Genomic DNA, 18506 nt, shown 5'->3' on the forward strand with positions numbered 1-18506 from the left:
TTTTTATTGTATTAACCTTTTTTATTGAATAACTTTTAGCTCTTTACCTACTTCTGTAAATGCAGCGATAGCTTTATCTAAATGTTCTTGAGTATGTGCAGCTGATAATTGTACACGGATTCTCGCCTTATCTTTTGGTACCACAGGGAAGAAGAATCCTGTTACATAAACCCCTTTTTCTAGAAGTCTATCTGCCATTACTTGTGATAATTTAGCATCGTATAACATTACTGGTACAATAGCAGAATCACCATCAATAATATCAAAACCTGCCTTTTTCATTCCGTCTTTGAAGTAGTTTGTATTCCACTCTAACTTATCGCGTAATGAAGTATCGTGTTTTAAAATTTCAAATACTTTAATAGAAGCTCCAACAATCATTGGTGCTAAAGAGTTAGAGAATAAATATGGTCTAGAACGTTGTCTTAATAATTCAATAATTTCTTTTTTACCTGTAGTATATCCTCCCATTGCACCACCTAGAGCTTTACCTAAAGTCCCTGTGATGATATCCACACGTCCCATTACGTTCTTAGCTTCCAATGTTCCTTTACCTGTAGCTCCGATAAATCCAGCAGCATGGCATTCATCTACCATTACTAAAGCATCATACTTATCAGCTAAATCGCATATTTTATCTAATGGTGCTACTAGACCATCCATTGAGAACACACCATCCGTTACGATGATTTTAAAACGGTGACCAGCCTCATTCGCTTTAATTAATTGCTCTTCTAATTCAGCCATATTGTTATTTTCATAACGATAACGAGCTGCTTTACATAAACGCACTCCGTCAATAATTGAAGCGTGGTTTAAACTATCAGAGATAATTGCATCTTCTGCACCTAATAATGGTTCGAATACTCCTCCATTAGCATCAAAAGCTGCTGCATAAAGAATAGTATCTTCTGTTCCATAGAAATCAGCAATAGTTGCTTCTAAATTCTTGTGTATATCTTGTGTTCCACAAATAAAACGCACTGAAGACATTCCGAATCCATGGGTATCTAATGTATCTTTTGCTGCTTGAATTACTTCTGGATGTGATGACAATCCTAAATAATTGTTTGCACAAAAGTTTAAAACTTTATCCCCTGTAGAAACAGTAATCTCTGCACCTTGTGGCGAAGTAATAATTCTCTCCTTTTTAAATAATCCGTTATCCTCTATTGACTTTAATTCATTCTGAAGATGATCTTTAATCTTTCCGTACATAATATTTTAAGTTTTAAACAATTTATACTCTTTTACAAATGTATTATATTTAAGTTCTCCCCTGTATATAGCAACACCATTTTAACGACTTCATAACCCATTTCCACTAAAGACTGCCCATAAGCCTTCACTTGGTCTTTATATTTCTCTTCTTCTTTACCTGTTTTATAATCTAATATATAAGCCTGTCCTCCTCTTATCACTACTCTATCTGGTATAGTATTGCGCTGATAAGGTCCTATGATTACTCGCTCGTTAAATACAATATTATCTTCTCTAAAGAAAATCTCTAAATCAGGGTTACTCACGATACGTTGAATAATCTCTTTAAAACGCTCCTTTGCATCCTCCTGTATCAATCCCTTTTCTAGCCCTTCTCTTACCACAGCATCTACATCGCGATAATCTGTTATAAACGACATCAGTTTATGGACTAAGTTACCATACTCTATCGCTTTTTGGTTATGAGAATCCCACATCAAAGCTTCCCTCTGTGCAATTTTGATTGCTTCAAAATCCAATACACTCTTTACAGGAAGAATCATTTTATTCACTTCATCCGTAATGACCTCTTTACTTTTAGAAACCTTTACCTTCTCTCCAAATCCATAGACTAAATCTACGTCATTATAAACACCTTCTGTCACTAAAAAATCTAAGAATAGTTTAGATAAATTATTTCTAAACTCTCCTTTACTTGTTACGTTTTTATAACTAATAATATATAACTGTTCTTCAGCTCTAGTCAATGCTACATAAAGAACATTTACATTATCCAGCAACATCTCTTGTTCTTTTTTCTCATACAGAAGTTGAGCATACTCACCATATTCCACCACTTCCTTCTTAGAGTCAACCAAAGCTTTGGGGAACATTATCTGATCTTTATCCGTCTCTATATTCACCCATAGTTTATCACGACTAGGGCGTGTGAAATCCTCTTCTGCAAAAGGAAATATAACAATTGGAAATTCTAACCCCTTAGATTTGTGTATCGTCATAATCTGCACAGCATTTCTACCTTCAGGTGTCGGTATGCTAAACTTGTGATAGTTTGTATTCCAATATTCTAAGAAGTCACTAATCCCAAATTGATTCTTTAAAGACTTTTCTAATACCAAGTCTAAGAAATACAAAACATAAGAACTAGCACTCTTATCTGGTAAAAAAGCTAAAACAATAGCCTCAACAGCATCGTACAATGACTTCGAACGACAAGCCTCAAATGAGATAGGCACATTGTGGTCTACTAACCAAGCTTCTAATTCTAACTCAGTCTCAAAAGAAAGTCCCGCTTTTATAAAATCATGTTTCTTTGTCAAATCACTTTGCTTACCACTTACATAGTACAGCATCATCATTTTTGCTTCTAGATCGCGCTCTGTCTTTAAGAACTTCAGTACATTAATGATTAACCTCACTTCACTAGCATTGTTAATCAATAACGAATCAGAAGAAAGTATCTCTAGACCATTCTCTGTTAAGTAATTTGCTAATAACACACCGTGATCTCTCTTACGTGTTAGAATAACAATATCTTTCAGATCAAACCCCTGCTCTAAAACGCCTTGTATAGTATTCAGCGTAGCTTGCGCATATTGCATATTCTTCTCTTCAGCATCTTCTCCTTCATCCTTTTGTAAGAATTCAATATTTACATACCCGCCAGCTTTACTATTAACTTCTTGATAACTATTATTCTCATATAGATCTTTATAATCCTCGTTAATAAAGTTGCGAGAGACATCCTTAAAAAATCTATTATTAAATTGAATGACCTCAGCATAACTTCGATAATTACGACCAAGGTTCACGGTCTGTTTATCAGGATTAGCAAAGGGATTCTCATCCTTGCTCAAAGCAATAAATTGTTCTGCCTTTCCTCCGCGCCATCTATAGATAGACTGTTTAGGGTCACCTACTATCATCAGGCTTCCCTTAGTTCCTGTATGATCTTCTCCTGCTAATGCATTATCAATCAGTGGCACCAAGTTCTGCCATTGCATTTCTGATGTATCCTGAAATTCGTCTATAAAAAAGTGATGATATCGCTCTCCTAAACGCTCATAGATAAATGGTGCTGGTTGATTCTGTATTTCATTGTGAATAATCGCATTAAACTGAGTGATCGACAATATATTTTGCTCCTCTTGAATCTTATCCATCTCCTGCCCTATAGTACTTAACAGCGATAAAGGGGTAAGGTTTTTCAAGAAAGCAGTATAAAAAGCTCTACGAGAATACAAATCATATACCTGCGCTAACACCTTTAGAAAATCTGGTATAAAAGCTTCGATTAACTCCACATCTTTAGCAGTCTTCTTTATTTTAATATCATCAAATTCGTGATAACGCTTGGTTGTACCTACAGTATCTTGAATCACATTCTCTATATGCTTGACGAAATACTGTCCTGAGAACGAAGTTTTATCCATTCCTTTAGACTCTATTAAGTCCATTATACTCTGCCCCAGAACAATGCTTTCTGCTGTAATTTTTTTAATCTCTTCGCGAAGAAAATCTCTCACTTTTACAAAGTCTTGTAAAGTATGCTCAGAGAACAAAGCTATTTCTTCTCTATTATTTTCATTTAATAGTAAAGCTCCCACTTCTTTCAGCTCTCTCGTGATATCCCAGCTCTTATCATTATCTGCTTTATCAATAGAAAAGTCAATCAACAAATCTGTCAATTCACTATCCACACCAGCTTTTGCGATTACTGCGTCCACCGCCTCTTGTAGCAATTCATCTGAATCTAACGAAACCTCAAAAGTCATCGGTAATTCTAAATCAAAAGCAAAAGAGCGAATAACCTTATGGGTAAACTTGTCTATCGTAGAGATATCAAAAGAAGCATAGTTGTGAATAATACTTCTGATAATACGTCCTGACTTCGCTCTTATAAATCCTTCCTCTAATTCTGTTTCTTCTTGTACTTGATTAAAGATACTTCCATATTTAGGATCTAGCTCTTCTTTAGAAAAAGCATTTAGACAAGATACAACACGAGTCTTCATTTCTGCTACGGCTTTATTCGTAAAAGTAATAGCAAGTATCTTTTTATAGGCGTCATCTTGCTTATCAAGGAGTAAAATCTTAAGATATTCCTTAACTAAAGTATGGGTTTTTCCAGACCCAGCAGACGCGTTATATATTGAGAATGAAGGCTTATCAAGCATGAAGTAGGTTCTATTTATTAACTTATATTAAACATTACAAACCTTCCATATTAGGCTTTATTTGTTTAAATTTGAAATAAAATTAATATTAATCTTTAAATAATACGAATTATGGCTTTCGAATTACCAAAATTACCATATGCATACGATGCATTGGAACCACATATTGATGCACGTACGATGGAAATCCACCATACAAAACATCATAATGCTTATACTACTAACTTAAACGCAGCTATCGCTGGAACAGCTTTAGAAGGAAAAACTATCGAAGATATCCTTGCTAACTTAGACATGGCTAATGGAGCTGTTCGTAACAACGGTGGTGGTTTCTATAACCACAACTTATTCTGGACAGTAATGACTCCTAATGGAGGTGGTCAGCCAACAGGTGAGTTAGCTAATGCAATCAATACTGCTTTCGGATCTTTCGAAAACTTTAAAGATGCTTTCGCTAAAGCTGGTGCTACACAATTCGGGTCTGGATGGGCTTGGTTATGTGTTAAAGATGGTAAATTAGAAGTATGTGGTACTCCTAACCAAGACAACCCATTAATGCCTGGTGTTGCTTGTGGAGGAACTCCAATCTTAGGAATGGATGTTTGGGAACACGCTTATTACTTAAACTACCAAAACCGTCGTCCTGACTACATTAATGCTTTCTTTAATGTTATCAACTGGGCGGAAGTAGCAAGAAGATACGCAGAGGCAAAATAATTAATTTTTGCACCTCATTACAAACTATTAAAAGCTCCAGCAATGGAGCTTTTTTTATACCCTTACCTCAGATTTCTCATTAATTATATGCTATGCCATACTGGATTAAACAAAAAAAGCTCAGAACCATGTCCTGAGCTTTCTATATTGTGGAAGTACGATAATTATTGTACCTCTGATATTCTTAGTGTATTCACCATACCTTTTTCGATAATTGGCATTGCTGCTAAATTGATAACCATATCACCTGGCTCAGCTAATCCTTTATCTTTTACCATAGCATTAATATCCTCAATAGTCTCATCAGTACTCACATATTTATCGTAATAGAAAGCCTGAACTCCCCATAACAAGTTTAATTGAGTAATAATACGACGATTAGAAGAGAATACTAATATATTACTATTTGGTCTCCAAGCCGAAATTTGGAACGCTGTATAACCACTATTTGTCAATGTACAGATAGCCTTAGCTTCGATATCATTCGCCATTAAAGCAGCGTGGTAACAAATATTTTTAGTGATATAACGGTTTGTCTTGATTGTAGGTGGACTTTGTGGTACTTTAATTAATGGAGAAGTCTCAACACTTTGAATAATCTGTGTCATCTTCTCGATTACTTGTACTGGGTATGCTCCTACAGAAGTTTCTCCTGATAACATTACAGCATCAGCACCGTCCATTACAGAGTTTGCAACGTCATTTACCTCAGCTCTAGTAGGAGTAAGGCTAGAGATCATCGTCTCCATCATCTGTGTAGCGATGATTACAGGGATTCTAGCATTCTTAGCTACGTGAACTAATTCTTTTTGGATCAATGGCACCTCTTGAGCAGGAATCTCAACACCTAGATCTCCACGAGCTACCATCAGACCATCACAGTAAGCTACTAACTTCTTAATATTCTTTACTGCCTCTGGTTTTTCGATTTTAGCAATGATTGGAATCTTGTGATCAGAATGTTCTTTAATCAAGTTCTGTAAGTCCATTAAATCTTCAGGTGTACGAACGAAAGATAATGCGATCCAGTCTACTTGTAACTCACAAGCAAAAATAGCATCTCTAATATCTTTTTCCGTTAACGCTGGTAATGATACTTTCGTCATTGGTAAGTTAACCCCTTTTTTAGATTTAAGTGGTCCACCTTGTACAACTACAGTTTTTACCTCATCTTCTCCATTAGTTTCTAATACATCAAAGATAAGTTTACCATCGTCTAATAAAATTCTCTCTCCTGCGTTAACGTCAGTTGGGAATTTTTTATAATTCATGTATACGCGTTCTGCGTCACCTTTAAACTCTTCTTTCGTAGAGAATGTAATCACATCACCAGGATTCACGATAACATCTTCAGACATCACACCTACTCTTAATTTAGGCCCTTGTAAGTCACCTAAAATAGAAGTAGTATATCCAAATTCTTTATTTAGATCACGGATTATATTTACTTTCTCTTGAACATCTTTATAATCAGCATGTGAAAAGTTGATTCTAAAAACATTTACACCAGCTTTAATCATATCATGTAATACCTCTCTCGTACTAGATGCTGGTCCTAACGTTGCTACGATTTTCGTCTTTTTTTGTGCTAACATATTTTTAAAAAATTAAGTTCGTTTTATTTTTTAATATCTCTTGCTTTATCTCATAAGCTGCAGATATAATTTTTACTGAATTCAACCGATCAATGATTGTACCAATTTCGAACTGACTATCAGTTTCTTCTATCTTAATCAAATAATCGACTGACTTTAATTCGGGCAATAAATACCCCTGTTTTGTTACTGGATGGTTGGCTGAGACAAATAAGGGAGAGTCTAACCCTGATTCAGGTATTAGAAAAGCTTTATTCGCTACCACCTTCCAATACACATGATGATCAAAGTCATCATACTCATAGAATGAAAAAAAAGCGTGTCCCACATCTGTAAAGATGTCTACATCCCTCTTACTTCGTTCTAGATTAATCTCAAGTATTGAATTAATAAAATACACTACTTTATAATCTTCTTTTCTGGAAGTATGTATGGCGATTAAACGATAATCCTCACTATCAAAGTCTTCAAGCTTATATTTTATTATACCCATATAAGAAATTAGTTACACAAATATACAACTTTTATCGAGCTATATTTGTATAACCTCACCATATTAGATTATATAAACGTTAAGGAATTAACAAAAATTATTGCTTTATCTGTTCTTGAAATGCGAAGTAAGCACGTTGTGATGCCTTTTCTTCTGCTTTCTTTTTAGATGTAGCTCTCGCTTTAGCGACTAGTTTATCGTCTATAAACAGACGTACACCGAAGTACTTTAATTCTTCTGCCGTGTCTTCTTCAAAAGTATCGTATTTAAACGTATGCTTTCTCTTCTGACACCATTCGATTAGCAAGCTTTTATAACTAGTTATCTTCGTTTCTAACTCTTGGATATCTGACACCTTGCTCAACAGTTGTTCGTGGATAAACTTCTCACACGCAGGGTAACCTCTATCAAGATAAATAGCACCTATAATAGCCTCTAATAAATTACCATGTATATTCTCTCCGAACTGTTGATTGCCCATCTTGCTTTCTACATGCGAGACTAGTTTCAAATCTTTACCTAATTGGTTCAGATTTTCTCGACTAACAATTTTAGAACGCATCTTCGTCAAATAGCCCTCATCTCCACTCGGAACTTCTATAAATAAATAAGAAGCAATAACAGATCCTAACATTGCATCGCCTAAGAACTCTAAGCGCTCATAGTTAATGGGATGACCTTCTTCATCACATCTATTCATCGATCGATGCGTGAATGCAATTTTATAATAAGATAGTTCTACTGGTTTTACACCGACTATCTCAGTCACCTTTCGACAAAAATTCCCGTCTTCATTATTGAAGGAACGGGAATTATTGAATATTCTATTTAGTAACTTTTTCATCTTTATAGGATGATTTTACTTCTCTAATTTCTTAACCAACACACAAGCATTGTGTCCTCCAAAGCCGAATGTATTACTCATTCCAACTTTAACATCTCTCTTCTGTGCTTTATTAAACGTGAAGTTTAGCTTAGAATCTATCGCTTCATCATCTGTAAAATGGTTGATTGTTGGTGGAACAATACCGTGCTCTAATGATAAAATCACTGAGATAGCCTCGATAACACCAGCAGCTCCTAATAAGTGACCTGTCATCGACTTAGTCGAGTTCAAGTTCATCTCATAAGCATGCTCTCCGAATACATTAAGAATAGCCTTAGATTCTGCGATATCTCCTAGTGGTGTAGAAGTACCGTGCATATTTAACACATCTACATCTTTAGCCTCTAATCCAGCATCTTTAAGACAGTTGATCATCACATTAGTAGCTCCTAATCCTTCTGGATGTGGCGCTGTTAAGTGGTGAGCATCAGCTGACATACCTCCTCCACCGATCTCACAGTAGATTCTAGCACCACGTGCTACAGCATGTTCATATTCTTCTAAGATAATAGCTCCAGCTCCTTCTCCTAATACGAATCCTTCTCTGTCTTTGTCCATTGGTCTAGACGCAGTCTTAGGATCATCATTTCTAGTAGATAGTGCATGCATTGCATTAAATCCACCGATACCTGCTATCGTTACAGCAGCCTCAGAACCTCCAGTTACGAAGATATCAGCCATACCTAAACGAATATAGTTAAATGCATCGATAATAGCATTAGTAGATGATGCACATGCAGATACTGTAGTGAAGTTAGGTCCTCTCAGACCGTATTTCATAGAAATATGTCCACCTGCAAGATCCGCTATCATTTTAGGGATAAAGAAAGGATTGAACTTTGGTATTCCATTTCCTTCTACAAAGTTTGTCACCTCGTTTTGGAATGTTTCTAATCCTCCAATACCTGAACCCCAAATAACTCCTGCTCTATCTAAATCAATAGTCTCTAAATTTAATCCTGAATCTTTGATCGCTTCGTCTGCACTAACCATAGCATACTGTGCATAACGGTCCATCTTACGTGCTTCTTTTCTCTCGATAAAATCCTCTACGTTAAAATTCTTTACTTCGCACGCAAACTGAGTTTTGAAATTGGTAGCGTCAAAATATGTAATGGGTGCAGCTCCGCTTACTCCATTAATTAGGTTGTTCCAATACTCTTGAATATTATTTCCAATTGGCGTAAGGGCACCTAAACCGGTTACAACAACTCGCTTTAATTTCATAAAATAACTTATATGGTTTGTACTATAAAAAAAAATCCCAATCTTCACTTTTGTAAAAAAAGGAAACATTGGGGTGTTTGTTTGATTGTATATGTTAGATTGTTGCCAATCTGTCCTTTTTTGTTTCTTCTAAAAATCAGTCATTTTCAAAAAAATAATAACACCCGCATGTTTATGGAATAAACACGCGGGATATAGTTATTACTTTTTAGCTTCTTCTATGTAAGAGATAGCTTGTCCAACTGTAGCAATGTTTTCAGCTTGGTCATCTGGAATTTGAATATCGAATTCTTTTTCGAACTCCATGATAAGCTCAACAGTGTCTAGTGAATCAGCTCCTAAATCATTAGTGAAGCTTGCTTCTGCTACAACTTCGTTCTCGTCAACACCTAATTTGTCAACGATAATCGCTTTTACTCTTGATGCAATGTCTGACATAATCTTTAATTTTAAATTTAATTTCGTAGGCAAAAATAAAAAACTTTATTTTAAATCCTGATTTTCCATGTTAATTGTCGGTGCGAAATTATAAAAATTATTAATACTTATCGCTATTTTTCTATTTATTGTCAGTTATTATTCTTTTTTTTGTACTTATTTATTGTACTTTCAACTTCATAACACAACTAACTACATGAAAAACATAGCTCTATTCGCCTCTGGTTCAGGGACTAATGTAGAAAACATCATCAACTACTTTGAAAGCAAGTCTATTTCTAATCAATACCTTATATTGGTTAACAACCAAAATGCTAAGGTAATAGAAAAAGCTGAAAAAAGAAATCTTCCAGTTCTGATTTTTGACAGAAATATGCTAAATGATGGCGCTGTATCTCAAAAATTAGAACAATTTCAACCTGATTTAATTGTATTAGCGGGTTTCTTATGGAAATTTCCCGATGACCTTGTTAAAAAATATCCGAATAAAGTAATTAATATACATCCAGCATTATTGCCTAAATATGGCGGTAAAGGAATGTATGGTCATCACGTACACACTGCAGTCGTAGAAAATAAAGAAAAAGAGTCTGGAATCACTATTCACTATGTAAACGAAAACTACGATGAAGGAGCTGTTATATTCCAAGCTTCTACTCCGATAGAGCCTTCCTATACACCAGAAGAAGTAGGCGCAGCTGTACTTAAACTAGAACACCTACACTTCCCACAAGTAATCGAGAAACTACTATTTTAATATTATAAATGAATTTGCCACAAGTAATACTATATACCGATGGCTCCTCTAGAGGTAACCCTGGTCCTGGTGGATACGGACTGATACTAGAGTGGGCAGGTCATAATGTCTATAAAGAAGCATCCCAAGGATATCGCAAAACTACCAATAACCGCATGGAACTACTAGCGGTGATCGTAGGCTTAGAAATGCTAAAGAACGAAGGCACTAATGTCCTAGTCGTATCGGACTCTAAGTATGTGGTAGATGCTGTAGAAAAGAGATGGGTATTCGGATGGGAGAAAAAAGCCTTTAAAGACAAAAAGAATCCTGACTTATGGCAACGCTTCTTAAAAGTATACCGCAAACACAACGTCCAGTTTAAATGGGTAAAAGGACATAACAACCATCCTATGAACGAACGATGTGACGTCCTTGCAGTAAAAGCAGCAACAGGAACTAAATTATTAATAGACGAATATTACGAGTCTGAAGAAAATTAATAAAACAACAAAGAGCATCTTTTTAAGGGATGCTCTTTGTCGTTATACTACATAAGAGAAGGTCTCTCTATATCCGAAAAATCTAAGTCACTACTAAATAACCTATCGCATAACTCACTAGCTCCATATTCTGTGAAGTATGCTAATTCATTATCTGATATTGGCATTGTTTAATGTCATTCACCTCATTTTCTTCTTACCTCGTATATAATCACTGATTATACTTTCCTTGTAACACCATCTCTCTACTATAGCACATACACTGTACTTACAGCCTCTCTCTACGAATCTCTGTTACTACTAGAGTCTCCGCTAGATTATCGTGTAAAGTCTGCTTCTGATCTGACCAGAAAAACATAAAATAACCAATACAGAATATAAAACCAGATAATAATCTAGCAAAAAATCGCCCTGTAGCTTGACCAAAAGTTACTCGCTGCCCCTTACAGTCTAGCAACATGATCTTCATCGTTTTTTGCCCTATAGTCGCTTGTCCATCGTTACTCTGCATTAATGAATAATAGAGCCACCCAGCTATAAATGGAAAAAAGAGGCTTGGTATTAAAAGAATCAAACCATCTAATAACCCTGCTACAAAACGCTCTCCAAAGTCAGCGTATCGATAGTGAATTCGTTCTGTAGGCGTAGTTACAATCACATATCGATTATCCCTAGTATAAGCCAAACTAACATTTTGATTATACCCATAATTTGGCGTACTATACATCGGTCTCTGAAGATACACTTCAAACTCTCGTAGAAATCTTGCCTCTGTCCAATCATGCAATTCACTATGCCAGATTAGCGTAGTCGGAGAAATTATAAACTGTCCTAACTCAGAGAACTGATATGGCCCCTGACTTTCGCCATTAATAGAGATAAAGTACTCCTTTTTCATTAATTGTATTTTTTTAACAAAAATAAACATATTAATGATTACAAAATAAACTACATACTCTTTTTATTCTTCATCATATACTCATAAAGAGTTACAGGCGTACACAGTTCCTTATTAAGATCAGGCTTATACTGCTCTGGAACATTAAATACCCATCTTAAAATAGCGATTACAATATTAAAAGGTAACAAAACCCCATTAACCATCATCATCACACATCCCTTTAAACTATATTCAAAACCTTCGGGATAAAAATAACAGTCAAATTCAAAATATTCAAAACTTACCCCAAACTCATCTTCTAGCGAAATAAGTAAATCATCTATATCAAGACCGGATCCAAAATTATAAGCAATATCACTGTTCTCAGTAATCACCTTTTCTTGTCGACTCGTATCAGTATTCAAAAAAGATATCACATTCTCTAAAGTCAATTTCCTCATAGTATTTATCTCTCTCCTGCAGCAGCATTCATTAATAATACGATAGGCTCTTTTATAATATGTAATCCCTGTGCTAACATTAAAGAAGGCACAAGAAAACAAAATATGAAGCCCACTATACTCACCCCCTTCATAACTCTTCTATAGTTTTATAAATTCATCCTTATAATGCTTACTCGGCTTTATCCACGCCCTAGTTCTATCAGCATTAATAATCCAATTAAAACGTTTCATCATATCTGCTCCAAACAGACTAAAAGATTGATTCTTTAATTCTCCTGAGAAGTACGCCACTCTCACCTGCTGTAGTTCAGCACTACCCAAACTCACCTTAGTCACCTCAGCAGTATTCGTAATCACACTTTTGCCTGCTGAGTTCTTTAATTCTTTATGATCTATAGTAACCAGTTTATCTTTTAACCTATTCTCCTCCGCAAACTTGTCATCGTATAGTATCCCTCCCGAATAACCAGACTGAAGATAAAAAGGATGTACATACTCCCGCCCAGCTATCTCACTCAGCATATCGATAAACATCGCACCGTTTCGATAATGAACAGGAACCGACTGATATCCTTCTACACTAGGCATACTCGTATAAGAGACTAACTCTTCCTTATCATAATTTATCTCTAATACACTATCTTTAAACAACGCCATACCGATCTTACCATCTGACTCTAATCCGCTATACTGATTATCTACAAAAGAAATACCATCCCACACATGCCCACTAATCTCTACTGTATTAGAAGCACTATAATCTTCTTTGTCAAAAATGATATGCTCTACCTTATTCACACGCACAGGCGAGATAGCGCCATCATCCATCGCTACCTGAAACATCAGGTCTAAACTATCCTTCTGATTCACGACTGTCTTTAGTATTAGATTATTATACTTAGTCAGTCTAAAAGGAATACGAAACTGAGCACTAGCGAGAGTTCCCATAGCACATGCCATTAAAAGCATTAAGTTCTTTTTCATAATTAATAAGGTTGTTAGTTAGTTCGTTATCGTAAATCTAAAAAACATTTCTCTTTTTTCTATTCTATCCCACTAAAAAACACTTATTAGGCCTATAAAAGGCTAACTACAACTCCTTATTTCTGTTTTTTGACGAGATTAGGGGGTACTTACCCTCTATTAGCAGAAAAAACAGCACACTTTTTTATACCTAACTTATCGACAAAACAAACACAAACCACTAATTACCAATACATTAATATAAAAAAAGCAAATCACACAATAAACCTTAACACACTCTAACCTTAGTATTTATAAGCAGTAGAAGCAATTCCTTCAACACTTCTTCAACATTTCTCCAATATTGCTCTAGCTAACAAGGCTTTTATTGAAGGAATCTTGAAGAGGTGTTGTGGCACTCTTGAAGAAGGCGCTTTTTAGAAGCTTCTGCCTAGCTATCATTATGATTATTTCACTATCTTTAAGCTAGTGTATAGACTCCTGTGTATGCTGTATTATGCATCAGGTAGTTTCTAAAAAAGAAGCCAGATAAGCTTCAGAGAAAAGACTTTATAATTATTTAATTCTGTGTTAAATAACAGCATGTGATAAAGATGACGACATCATCTTTTTATAGAATAATACTGACTAAGTACTAGATAATTGCATTAAAAACAACAATCTATACTAAAACACTCAGTGTTAGCAAAATAGTTAATTATAGCTTTTAAATTTGGTAGTAAAAAGAGTATTGCCATATATTTGTAGCTTATTTCTTTGCAAAAAATATGAATAAATTACTGATAGTGGGGACGGTGGCCTTTGATGAAATAGAAACTCCATTCGGAAAAACAGACAAGATATTAGGTGGTGCAGCGACATACATCGGATTGTCTGCCTCACACTTTAATATTAAATCTGCTATAGTGTCTGTGGTTGGAAATGATTTCCCACAAGAGCACTTGGATCTTTTAAATAGTAGAAACATCGATACTACTGGAATAGAAGTAGTAAAAGAAGGAAAAACCTTCTTCTGGAGTGGTAGATACCATAATGATCTAAACTCTAGAGATACTTTAGATACACAACTTAATGTATTGGCTGATTTTAATCCTATCGTACCAGAAGATTTCAAAGAATCTGATGTAGTAATGCTAGGTAATCTACACCCAAACATTCAGATCAAAGTATTAGATCAATTAACCGCTAAGCCTAAACTTATCGTTCTAGACACCATGAATTTTTGGATGAATTGTGCGCTAGATGAATTAAAGGAAGTGCTAAAAAGAATCGATGTTATCACTATCAATGATGAAGAAGCACGTCAGCTATCTGGAGAGTATTCTCTAGTGAAGGCTGCTGAAGTTATTCATACTATGGGACCAAAATACGTTGTTATTAAAAAAGGTGAGCATGGTGCTTTATTATTTGAAGATAAAGACGTATTTTTCGCACCTGCATTACCGTTAAAAGAAGTGTTCGATCCGACAGGAGCTGGAGATACTTTCGCAGGTGGTTTTACAGGTTATTTGACACAGAGCAGCAATGTTTCGTTCAGAAATATGAAGAACGCTATTATATATGGCTCTAATCTTGCATCATTCTGTGTAGAAGAATTTGGAACATCAAGGATGGAAAAATTAAACGACAAAGAAGTGGTGGGAAGACTACAACAATTTAAAATGTTAACTCAATTCGATATCGAATTAAAACAATAATGTAAAATTATAAGCCTCGTTATGGGGCTTTTTTTATTCAACAACAACACACAACTAACATGAGCGACGCTTTAAAACACGAATGCGGTATAGCGGTTCTAAGACTAAAAAAACCGTTATCCTACTACAAAGAGAAGTATGGAAGTGCTTTCTACCCGATACAAAAGATGTATCTATTACTAGAAAAACAGCACAACCGAGGACAAGATGGAGCTGGACTAGCAAGTATTAAACTTGATATGGAACCTGGGGAGCGATACATTAGTCGTGTTCGTTCAAACAAAGCACAACCTATTCAGGATATCTTCATGCAGATCAATGAGCGTATCAATGAAGAGATGGAAGCACACCCTGAATACCAAAACAACGTAGATCTTCAGAAAAAACATATTCCTTATCTAGGAGAGGTTTTCTTAGGTCACGTAAGATATGGAACATTCGGAAAGAACAATATCGAGAGTGTTCACCCATTCTTGCGCCAGAATAACTGGATGCACAGAAACCTAATCGTAGCGGGTAACTTCAACCTGACTAACGTACGTGATTTATTCCAAGACTTAGTAGAACTAGGTCAGCATCCTAAAGAAATGTCTGATACCATTACAGTAATGGAGAAGATAGGACACTTCTTAGATGATGAAGTAAATGACTTATACTATAAGATAAAACAAGAAGGATATACTAAAAAGAAAGCGTCTCCACTAATCGGAGAACGTCTAGATGTAGCGCGTATCTTACGTCGTGCTTCTAAGAACTGGGATGGAGGTTTTGCGATGGCTGGTATGATCGGACATGGTGATACATTCGTATTACGTGACCCTGCCGGTATACGCCCTGCATTCTACTTCGAGAATGATGAGATTGTGGTAGTAGCTAGTGAAAGACCTGTGATACAGACTGCATTCAATGTACCTTTTGAAGAGATTAAAGAATTAGATCCTGGTAAGGCTATCATTATCCGCAAAGATGCTTCTGTAAAATTTGAACAAATCTTAGAGCCTCTTCCTCTTAAAGCGTGTTCTTTTGAGAGAGTGTATTTCTCTAGAGGAAATGATGCAGATATATACCAAGAGCGAAAAGACTTAGGTAAACTAATCTTCCCTGAGGTATTAAAAGCGATCGGAGATGATACAGATAACTCTGTGTTCTCTTATATCCCGAATACTTCTGAGACGTCATTCTTCGGAATGGTAGAAGGAGCACAAGACTTCCTTAATCAACGTAAAATAAGTGATATTCTAAAGAATAAAGAAAACTTATCTGAAGCGAAGTTACAAGAGATCTTATCTGTAAAACTAAGAACAGAGAAAATCGCTGTAAAAGATGCTAAACTGAGAACATTCATCACAGATGACAGTAGTCGTGACGACTTAGTAGCTCACGTATACGATGTGACTTATGGTGTGATCAAACCTACTGATAACTTAGTGATCATCGATGATAGTATCGTACGTGGTACTACACTTAAAAAGAGTATTATCCGTATGCTAGATAGACTTAACCCTAAGCGTATCGTGGTAGTATCTGCTGCTCCACAGGTGAGATACCCTGACTGCTATGGTATCGATATGGCTAAGCTAGAGGGATTAATCGCTTTCCAAGCGGCTATAGAGTTACTAAAAGACCGCAACTTATATCATATCGTGGATGAAGTATATAAAAAGTCTAAAGCACAGGAGCACTTACAAGACAATGAAGTCATTAACTATGTAAAAGATATCTATGCGCCATTTACAGATGAAGAGATTTCTAATAAAATCGCTGTAATGGTGAAGGATGTAAACATAAAGTCTGAAGTTAAGATTGTATTCCAATCTGTAGAGAACTTACATATCGCTTGTCCTAAGAATTTAGGAGACTGGTACTTCACTGGTGAGTATCCTACTAAAGGAGGAAATAGAGTGGTAAATAGAGCTTTCATCAACTTCTACGAAGGAAGAGACGAAAAACCATACTAGGATATAAAATAAGGTATATCTCATCACGAGAGACTAAATAATAAATGGGCTGTTATCAAAAGATAACAGCCCATTTACTTTATATAGTATAACTTGTATTTAGTTATTGTAACCAAAAGAAATACGCGATAATAGCAATTAATACCGCACAGATAATATTCAATACAAAACCTGCTTTCATCATATCCTTCTGACGAATATCACCTGTACCAAATACAATGGCATTAGGTGGAGTAGCAACAGGCAACATAAAGGCACACGAAGCTCCTAGACCTATAATCATAGACAATCCTAATGGCGGTAAGCCTAACTGGTCTGATATCGTTATAAACAAAGGAACTAACAAAGCGGCACTAGCTGTATTAGAAGTAAACTCTGTCAAGAATACAATAAAGAACGATACTACTAGCCCAATAGTGAAATAACTACTATCCTTAATCACTGATACTAATAAGTCTGCTAAAACTTCACTTGCGCCAGAATCTCTAAGTACCATACTCAAAGTCAAACCTCCTCCAAATAAAAGAAGAACTCCCCAATCCACATTGTGCTGTAACTCTTTCCATCTAGAAACCTGACTCACACAGATCAGCATAAAAGCTCCTAAGGCAATAAAGGTATCAAAATTACTAAACTTACTTTCAAAGCCTACTAGGGAAGCTACTAGTGGATTTAACTGGTCACTAAAGATCCAGCATAGCGCTGTAGTAATAAATATAGCTAATGTCAACCATCTATCAGAAGTCATTGGGATTTTCTTTGTATTAGCTTTAAACTCAAAGTCTAGCTTAGGCTTGAACACAAAGTAAATCACCCCTATCATCAATGGTAATAATATCAAGACCATAGGAATCCCCATCTTCATCCACTCTGCAAAAGAAATATTTAACTGAGAAGCAACGATGGCATTAGGTGGACTACCTACTACTGTTCCCATCCCTCCGATACTAGCACTATATGCAATACCTAAGAGTACAAACACATAGGTACTTCTATACTTCTCTTTATCTAACTGACCTAATACTCCTATCACTAAAGGTAACATCATCGCTACTGTAGCAGTATTACTAATCCACATTGATAATACAGCTGTAGCTAAAAAGAGATAAAATACAGCATAAGACAACCTTCCTTTAGCGAGGTACATAATCTTATTGGCTATGATCATATCTAGTTTCTGTACATGCAGCGCTCCTGCTAATACAAAACCTCCTAAAAATAGAAATATAGTAGGGTCTGCAAAAGAGGCTAAAGCGGGCTTAGTATCCGTCAATCCAAGTCCTATGGCAAGCACAGGTACAAATACGGCTGTGGTGGTCACATGTATTGCTTCTGTCAACCATAACACAGCTACAAAGACTAAAAGAGCGAGTCCTTTATTCACTTGAGGTTCATAAGGTAAATAGTTGATAAGAAGTAATAAGGTAATAATATTAAAAAGAATAATAAGATAATTTCTCTTTGATTTTAGTGGTCGATTTTCATGCTCATAGTCTAAACGCATATTCAGTCGTATTTAATAATTTTAACT

General features: G+C 35.6%; 17 protein-coding genes. 5 read left to right on the forward strand and 12 right to left on the reverse strand.

Features of this window, described 5'->3' with window-relative positions:
• Positions 1–21 precede the first annotated feature (21 nt).
• On the reverse strand, positions 22–1218 hold the full coding sequence (gene kbl / locus BK054_RS04465; protein WP_025125224.1) for a glycine C-acetyltransferase: 1197 nt from the start codon (positions 1216–1218) through the stop codon (positions 22–24).
• 32 nt (positions 1219–1250) lie between these two features.
• On the reverse strand, positions 1251–4397 hold the full coding sequence (locus BK054_RS04470; protein ID WP_071306978.1) for a UvrD-helicase domain-containing protein: 3147 nt from the start codon (positions 4395–4397) through the stop codon (positions 1251–1253).
• A gap of 111 nt (positions 4398–4508) precedes the next feature.
• Between BK054_RS04470 and BK054_RS04475 the strand changes: the two genes are divergently transcribed.
• Positions 4509–5114 carry a superoxide dismutase gene (locus BK054_RS04475; protein WP_016650245.1) on the forward strand — a complete coding sequence of 202 codons (606 nt, stop codon included), beginning with the start codon at positions 4509–4511 and terminating at the stop codon, positions 5112–5114.
• A 164-nt stretch (positions 5115–5278) separates the two neighbouring features.
• On the opposite strand, the gene pyk is transcribed toward BK054_RS04475, so the two are convergent.
• The 5 genes from pyk to BK054_RS04500 form a co-directional block, all read right to left on the reverse strand.
• Positions 5279–6709 (reverse strand): pyruvate kinase, encoded by a 1431-nt coding sequence (pyk, locus tag BK054_RS04480; RefSeq protein ID WP_006259880.1) that lies wholly within the window; start codon positions 6707–6709, stop codon positions 5279–5281.
• 4 nt (positions 6710–6713) lie between these two features.
• The gene (locus tag BK054_RS04485; RefSeq protein WP_006259881.1) at positions 6714–7202 is read right to left on the reverse strand and encodes an IPExxxVDY family protein; all 489 of its coding nucleotides are present in this window, start codon (positions 7200–7202) and stop codon (positions 6714–6716) included.
• 97 nt (positions 7203–7299) lie between these two features.
• Positions 7300–8046, reverse strand: a complete 747-nt coding sequence (rnc, locus tag BK054_RS04490; protein WP_006262392.1) for a ribonuclease III — start codon at positions 8044–8046, stop codon at positions 7300–7302.
• A 15-nt stretch (positions 8047–8061) separates the two neighbouring features.
• Positions 8062–9315, reverse strand: a complete 1254-nt coding sequence (gene fabF, locus BK054_RS04495; protein WP_025125226.1) for a beta-ketoacyl-ACP synthase II — start codon at positions 9313–9315, stop codon at positions 8062–8064.
• Positions 9316–9516: 201 nt separating this feature from the next.
• Entirely contained in the window at positions 9517–9753 is a 237-nt protein-coding gene (locus tag BK054_RS04500; protein WP_002988156.1) for an acyl carrier protein, read from the reverse strand.
• A gap of 196 nt (positions 9754–9949) precedes the next feature.
• Here BK054_RS04500 and BK054_RS04505 point away from each other — a divergent pair, with 196 nt between their 5' ends.
• Positions 9950–10510, forward strand: coding sequence for a phosphoribosylglycinamide formyltransferase (locus tag BK054_RS04505; protein WP_006259885.1), 561 nt, complete (start codon positions 9950–9952; stop codon positions 10508–10510).
• An 8-nt stretch (positions 10511–10518) separates the two neighbouring features.
• Positions 10519–10992 carry a ribonuclease HI gene (gene rnhA / locus BK054_RS04510; RefSeq protein ID WP_006259886.1) on the forward strand — a complete coding sequence of 158 codons (474 nt, stop codon included), beginning with the start codon at positions 10519–10521 and terminating at the stop codon, positions 10990–10992.
• Between the two features lie 268 nt (positions 10993–11260).
• Here the strand turns inward: rnhA and BK054_RS04515 are convergent, their stop codons facing one another.
• Genes BK054_RS04515 through BK054_RS04525 form a run of 4 tightly spaced genes read right to left on the reverse strand, consistent with a single transcriptional unit; the run spans position 11261 to position 13320 of the window.
• Complete coding sequence (locus BK054_RS04515) at positions 11261–11890, reverse strand: RDD family protein (protein WP_006259887.1); 630 nt, start codon at positions 11888–11890, stop codon at positions 11261–11263.
• Positions 11891–11940: 50 nt separating this feature from the next.
• Positions 11941–12333: a DUF1493 family protein gene (locus tag BK054_RS04520; protein WP_071306979.1), complete on the reverse strand. Its 393-nt coding sequence runs from the start codon at positions 12331–12333 to the stop codon at positions 11941–11943.
• A 5-nt stretch (positions 12334–12338) separates the two neighbouring features.
• Positions 12339–12467 carry a hypothetical protein gene (locus tag BK054_RS18735; protein WP_255404227.1) on the reverse strand — a complete coding sequence of 43 codons (129 nt, stop codon included), beginning with the start codon at positions 12465–12467 and terminating at the stop codon, positions 12339–12341.
• Positions 12468–12474: 7 nt separating this feature from the next.
• Positions 12475–13320: a hypothetical protein gene (locus tag BK054_RS04525; RefSeq protein WP_071306980.1), complete on the reverse strand. Its 846-nt coding sequence runs from the start codon at positions 13318–13320 to the stop codon at positions 12475–12477.
• Positions 13321–14087: 767 nt separating this feature from the next.
• Here BK054_RS04525 and BK054_RS04530 point away from each other — a divergent pair.
• Entirely contained in the window at positions 14088–15017 is a 930-nt protein-coding gene (locus tag BK054_RS04530; RefSeq protein ID WP_006264501.1) for a PfkB family carbohydrate kinase, read from the forward strand.
• 59 nt (positions 15018–15076) lie between these two features.
• Positions 15077–16975, forward strand: coding sequence for an amidophosphoribosyltransferase (locus BK054_RS04535; RefSeq protein WP_006264500.1), 1899 nt, complete (start codon positions 15077–15079; stop codon positions 16973–16975).
• 103 nt (positions 16976–17078) lie between these two features.
• Here BK054_RS04535 and BK054_RS04540 read toward each other — a convergent pair whose 3' ends face one another.
• Entirely contained in the window at positions 17079–18479 is a 1401-nt protein-coding gene (locus BK054_RS04540; RefSeq protein ID WP_071306981.1) for an SLC13 family permease, read from the reverse strand.
• Positions 18480–18506: the final 27 nt, after the last annotated feature.

The organism is Myroides sp. ZB35 (assembly GCF_001865835.1).
GTDB classification, from domain to species: domain Bacteria; phylum Bacteroidota; class Bacteroidia; order Flavobacteriales; family Flavobacteriaceae; genus Flavobacterium; species Flavobacterium odoratimimum.

What these genes read in the sequence shown, in the direction of transcription:
- kbl (WP_025125224.1), bottom strand. Translation starts at nt 1,218, where the DNA reads ATGTACGGAAAGATTAAAGATCATCTTCAGAATGAATTAAAGTCAATA.
- BK054_RS04470 (WP_071306978.1), bottom strand. Translation starts at nt 4,397, where the DNA reads ATGCTTGATAAGCCTTCATTCTCAATATATAACGCGTCTGCTGGGTCT.
- BK054_RS04475 (WP_016650245.1), top strand. Translation starts at nt 4,509, where the DNA reads ATGGCTTTCGAATTACCAAAATTACCATATGCATACGATGCATTGGAA.
- pyk (WP_006259880.1), bottom strand. Translation starts at nt 6,709, where the DNA reads ATGTTAGCACAAAAAAAGACGAAAATCGTAGCAACGTTAGGACCAGCA.
- BK054_RS04485 (WP_006259881.1), bottom strand. Translation starts at nt 7,202, where the DNA reads ATGGGTATAATAAAATATAAGCTTGAAGACTTTGATAGTGAGGATTAT.
- rnc (WP_006262392.1), bottom strand. Translation starts at nt 8,046, where the DNA reads ATGAAAAAGTTACTAAATAGAATATTCAATAATTCCCGTTCCTTCAAT.
- fabF (WP_025125226.1), bottom strand. Translation starts at nt 9,315, where the DNA reads ATGAAATTAAAGCGAGTTGTTGTAACCGGTTTAGGTGCCCTTACGCCA.
- BK054_RS04500 (WP_002988156.1), bottom strand. Translation starts at nt 9,753, where the DNA reads ATGTCAGACATTGCATCAAGAGTAAAAGCGATTATCGTTGACAAATTA.
- BK054_RS04505 (WP_006259885.1), top strand. Translation starts at nt 9,950, where the DNA reads ATGAAAAACATAGCTCTATTCGCCTCTGGTTCAGGGACTAATGTAGAA.
- rnhA (WP_006259886.1), top strand. Translation starts at nt 10,519, where the DNA reads ATGAATTTGCCACAAGTAATACTATATACCGATGGCTCCTCTAGAGGT.
- BK054_RS04515 (WP_006259887.1), bottom strand. Translation starts at nt 11,890, where the DNA reads ATGAAAAAGGAGTACTTTATCTCTATTAATGGCGAAAGTCAGGGGCCA.
- BK054_RS04520 (WP_071306979.1), bottom strand. Translation starts at nt 12,333, where the DNA reads ATGAGGAAATTGACTTTAGAGAATGTGATATCTTTTTTGAATACTGAT.
- BK054_RS18735 (WP_255404227.1), bottom strand. Translation starts at nt 12,467, where the DNA reads ATGAAGGGGGTGAGTATAGTGGGCTTCATATTTTGTTTTCTTGTGCCT.
- BK054_RS04525 (WP_071306980.1), bottom strand. Translation starts at nt 13,320, where the DNA reads ATGAAAAAGAACTTAATGCTTTTAATGGCATGTGCTATGGGAACTCTC.
- BK054_RS04530 (WP_006264501.1), top strand. Translation starts at nt 14,088, where the DNA reads ATGAATAAATTACTGATAGTGGGGACGGTGGCCTTTGATGAAATAGAA.
- BK054_RS04535 (WP_006264500.1), top strand. Translation starts at nt 15,077, where the DNA reads ATGAGCGACGCTTTAAAACACGAATGCGGTATAGCGGTTCTAAGACTA.
- BK054_RS04540 (WP_071306981.1), bottom strand. Translation starts at nt 18,479, where the DNA reads ATGCGTTTAGACTATGAGCATGAAAATCGACCACTAAAATCAAAGAGA.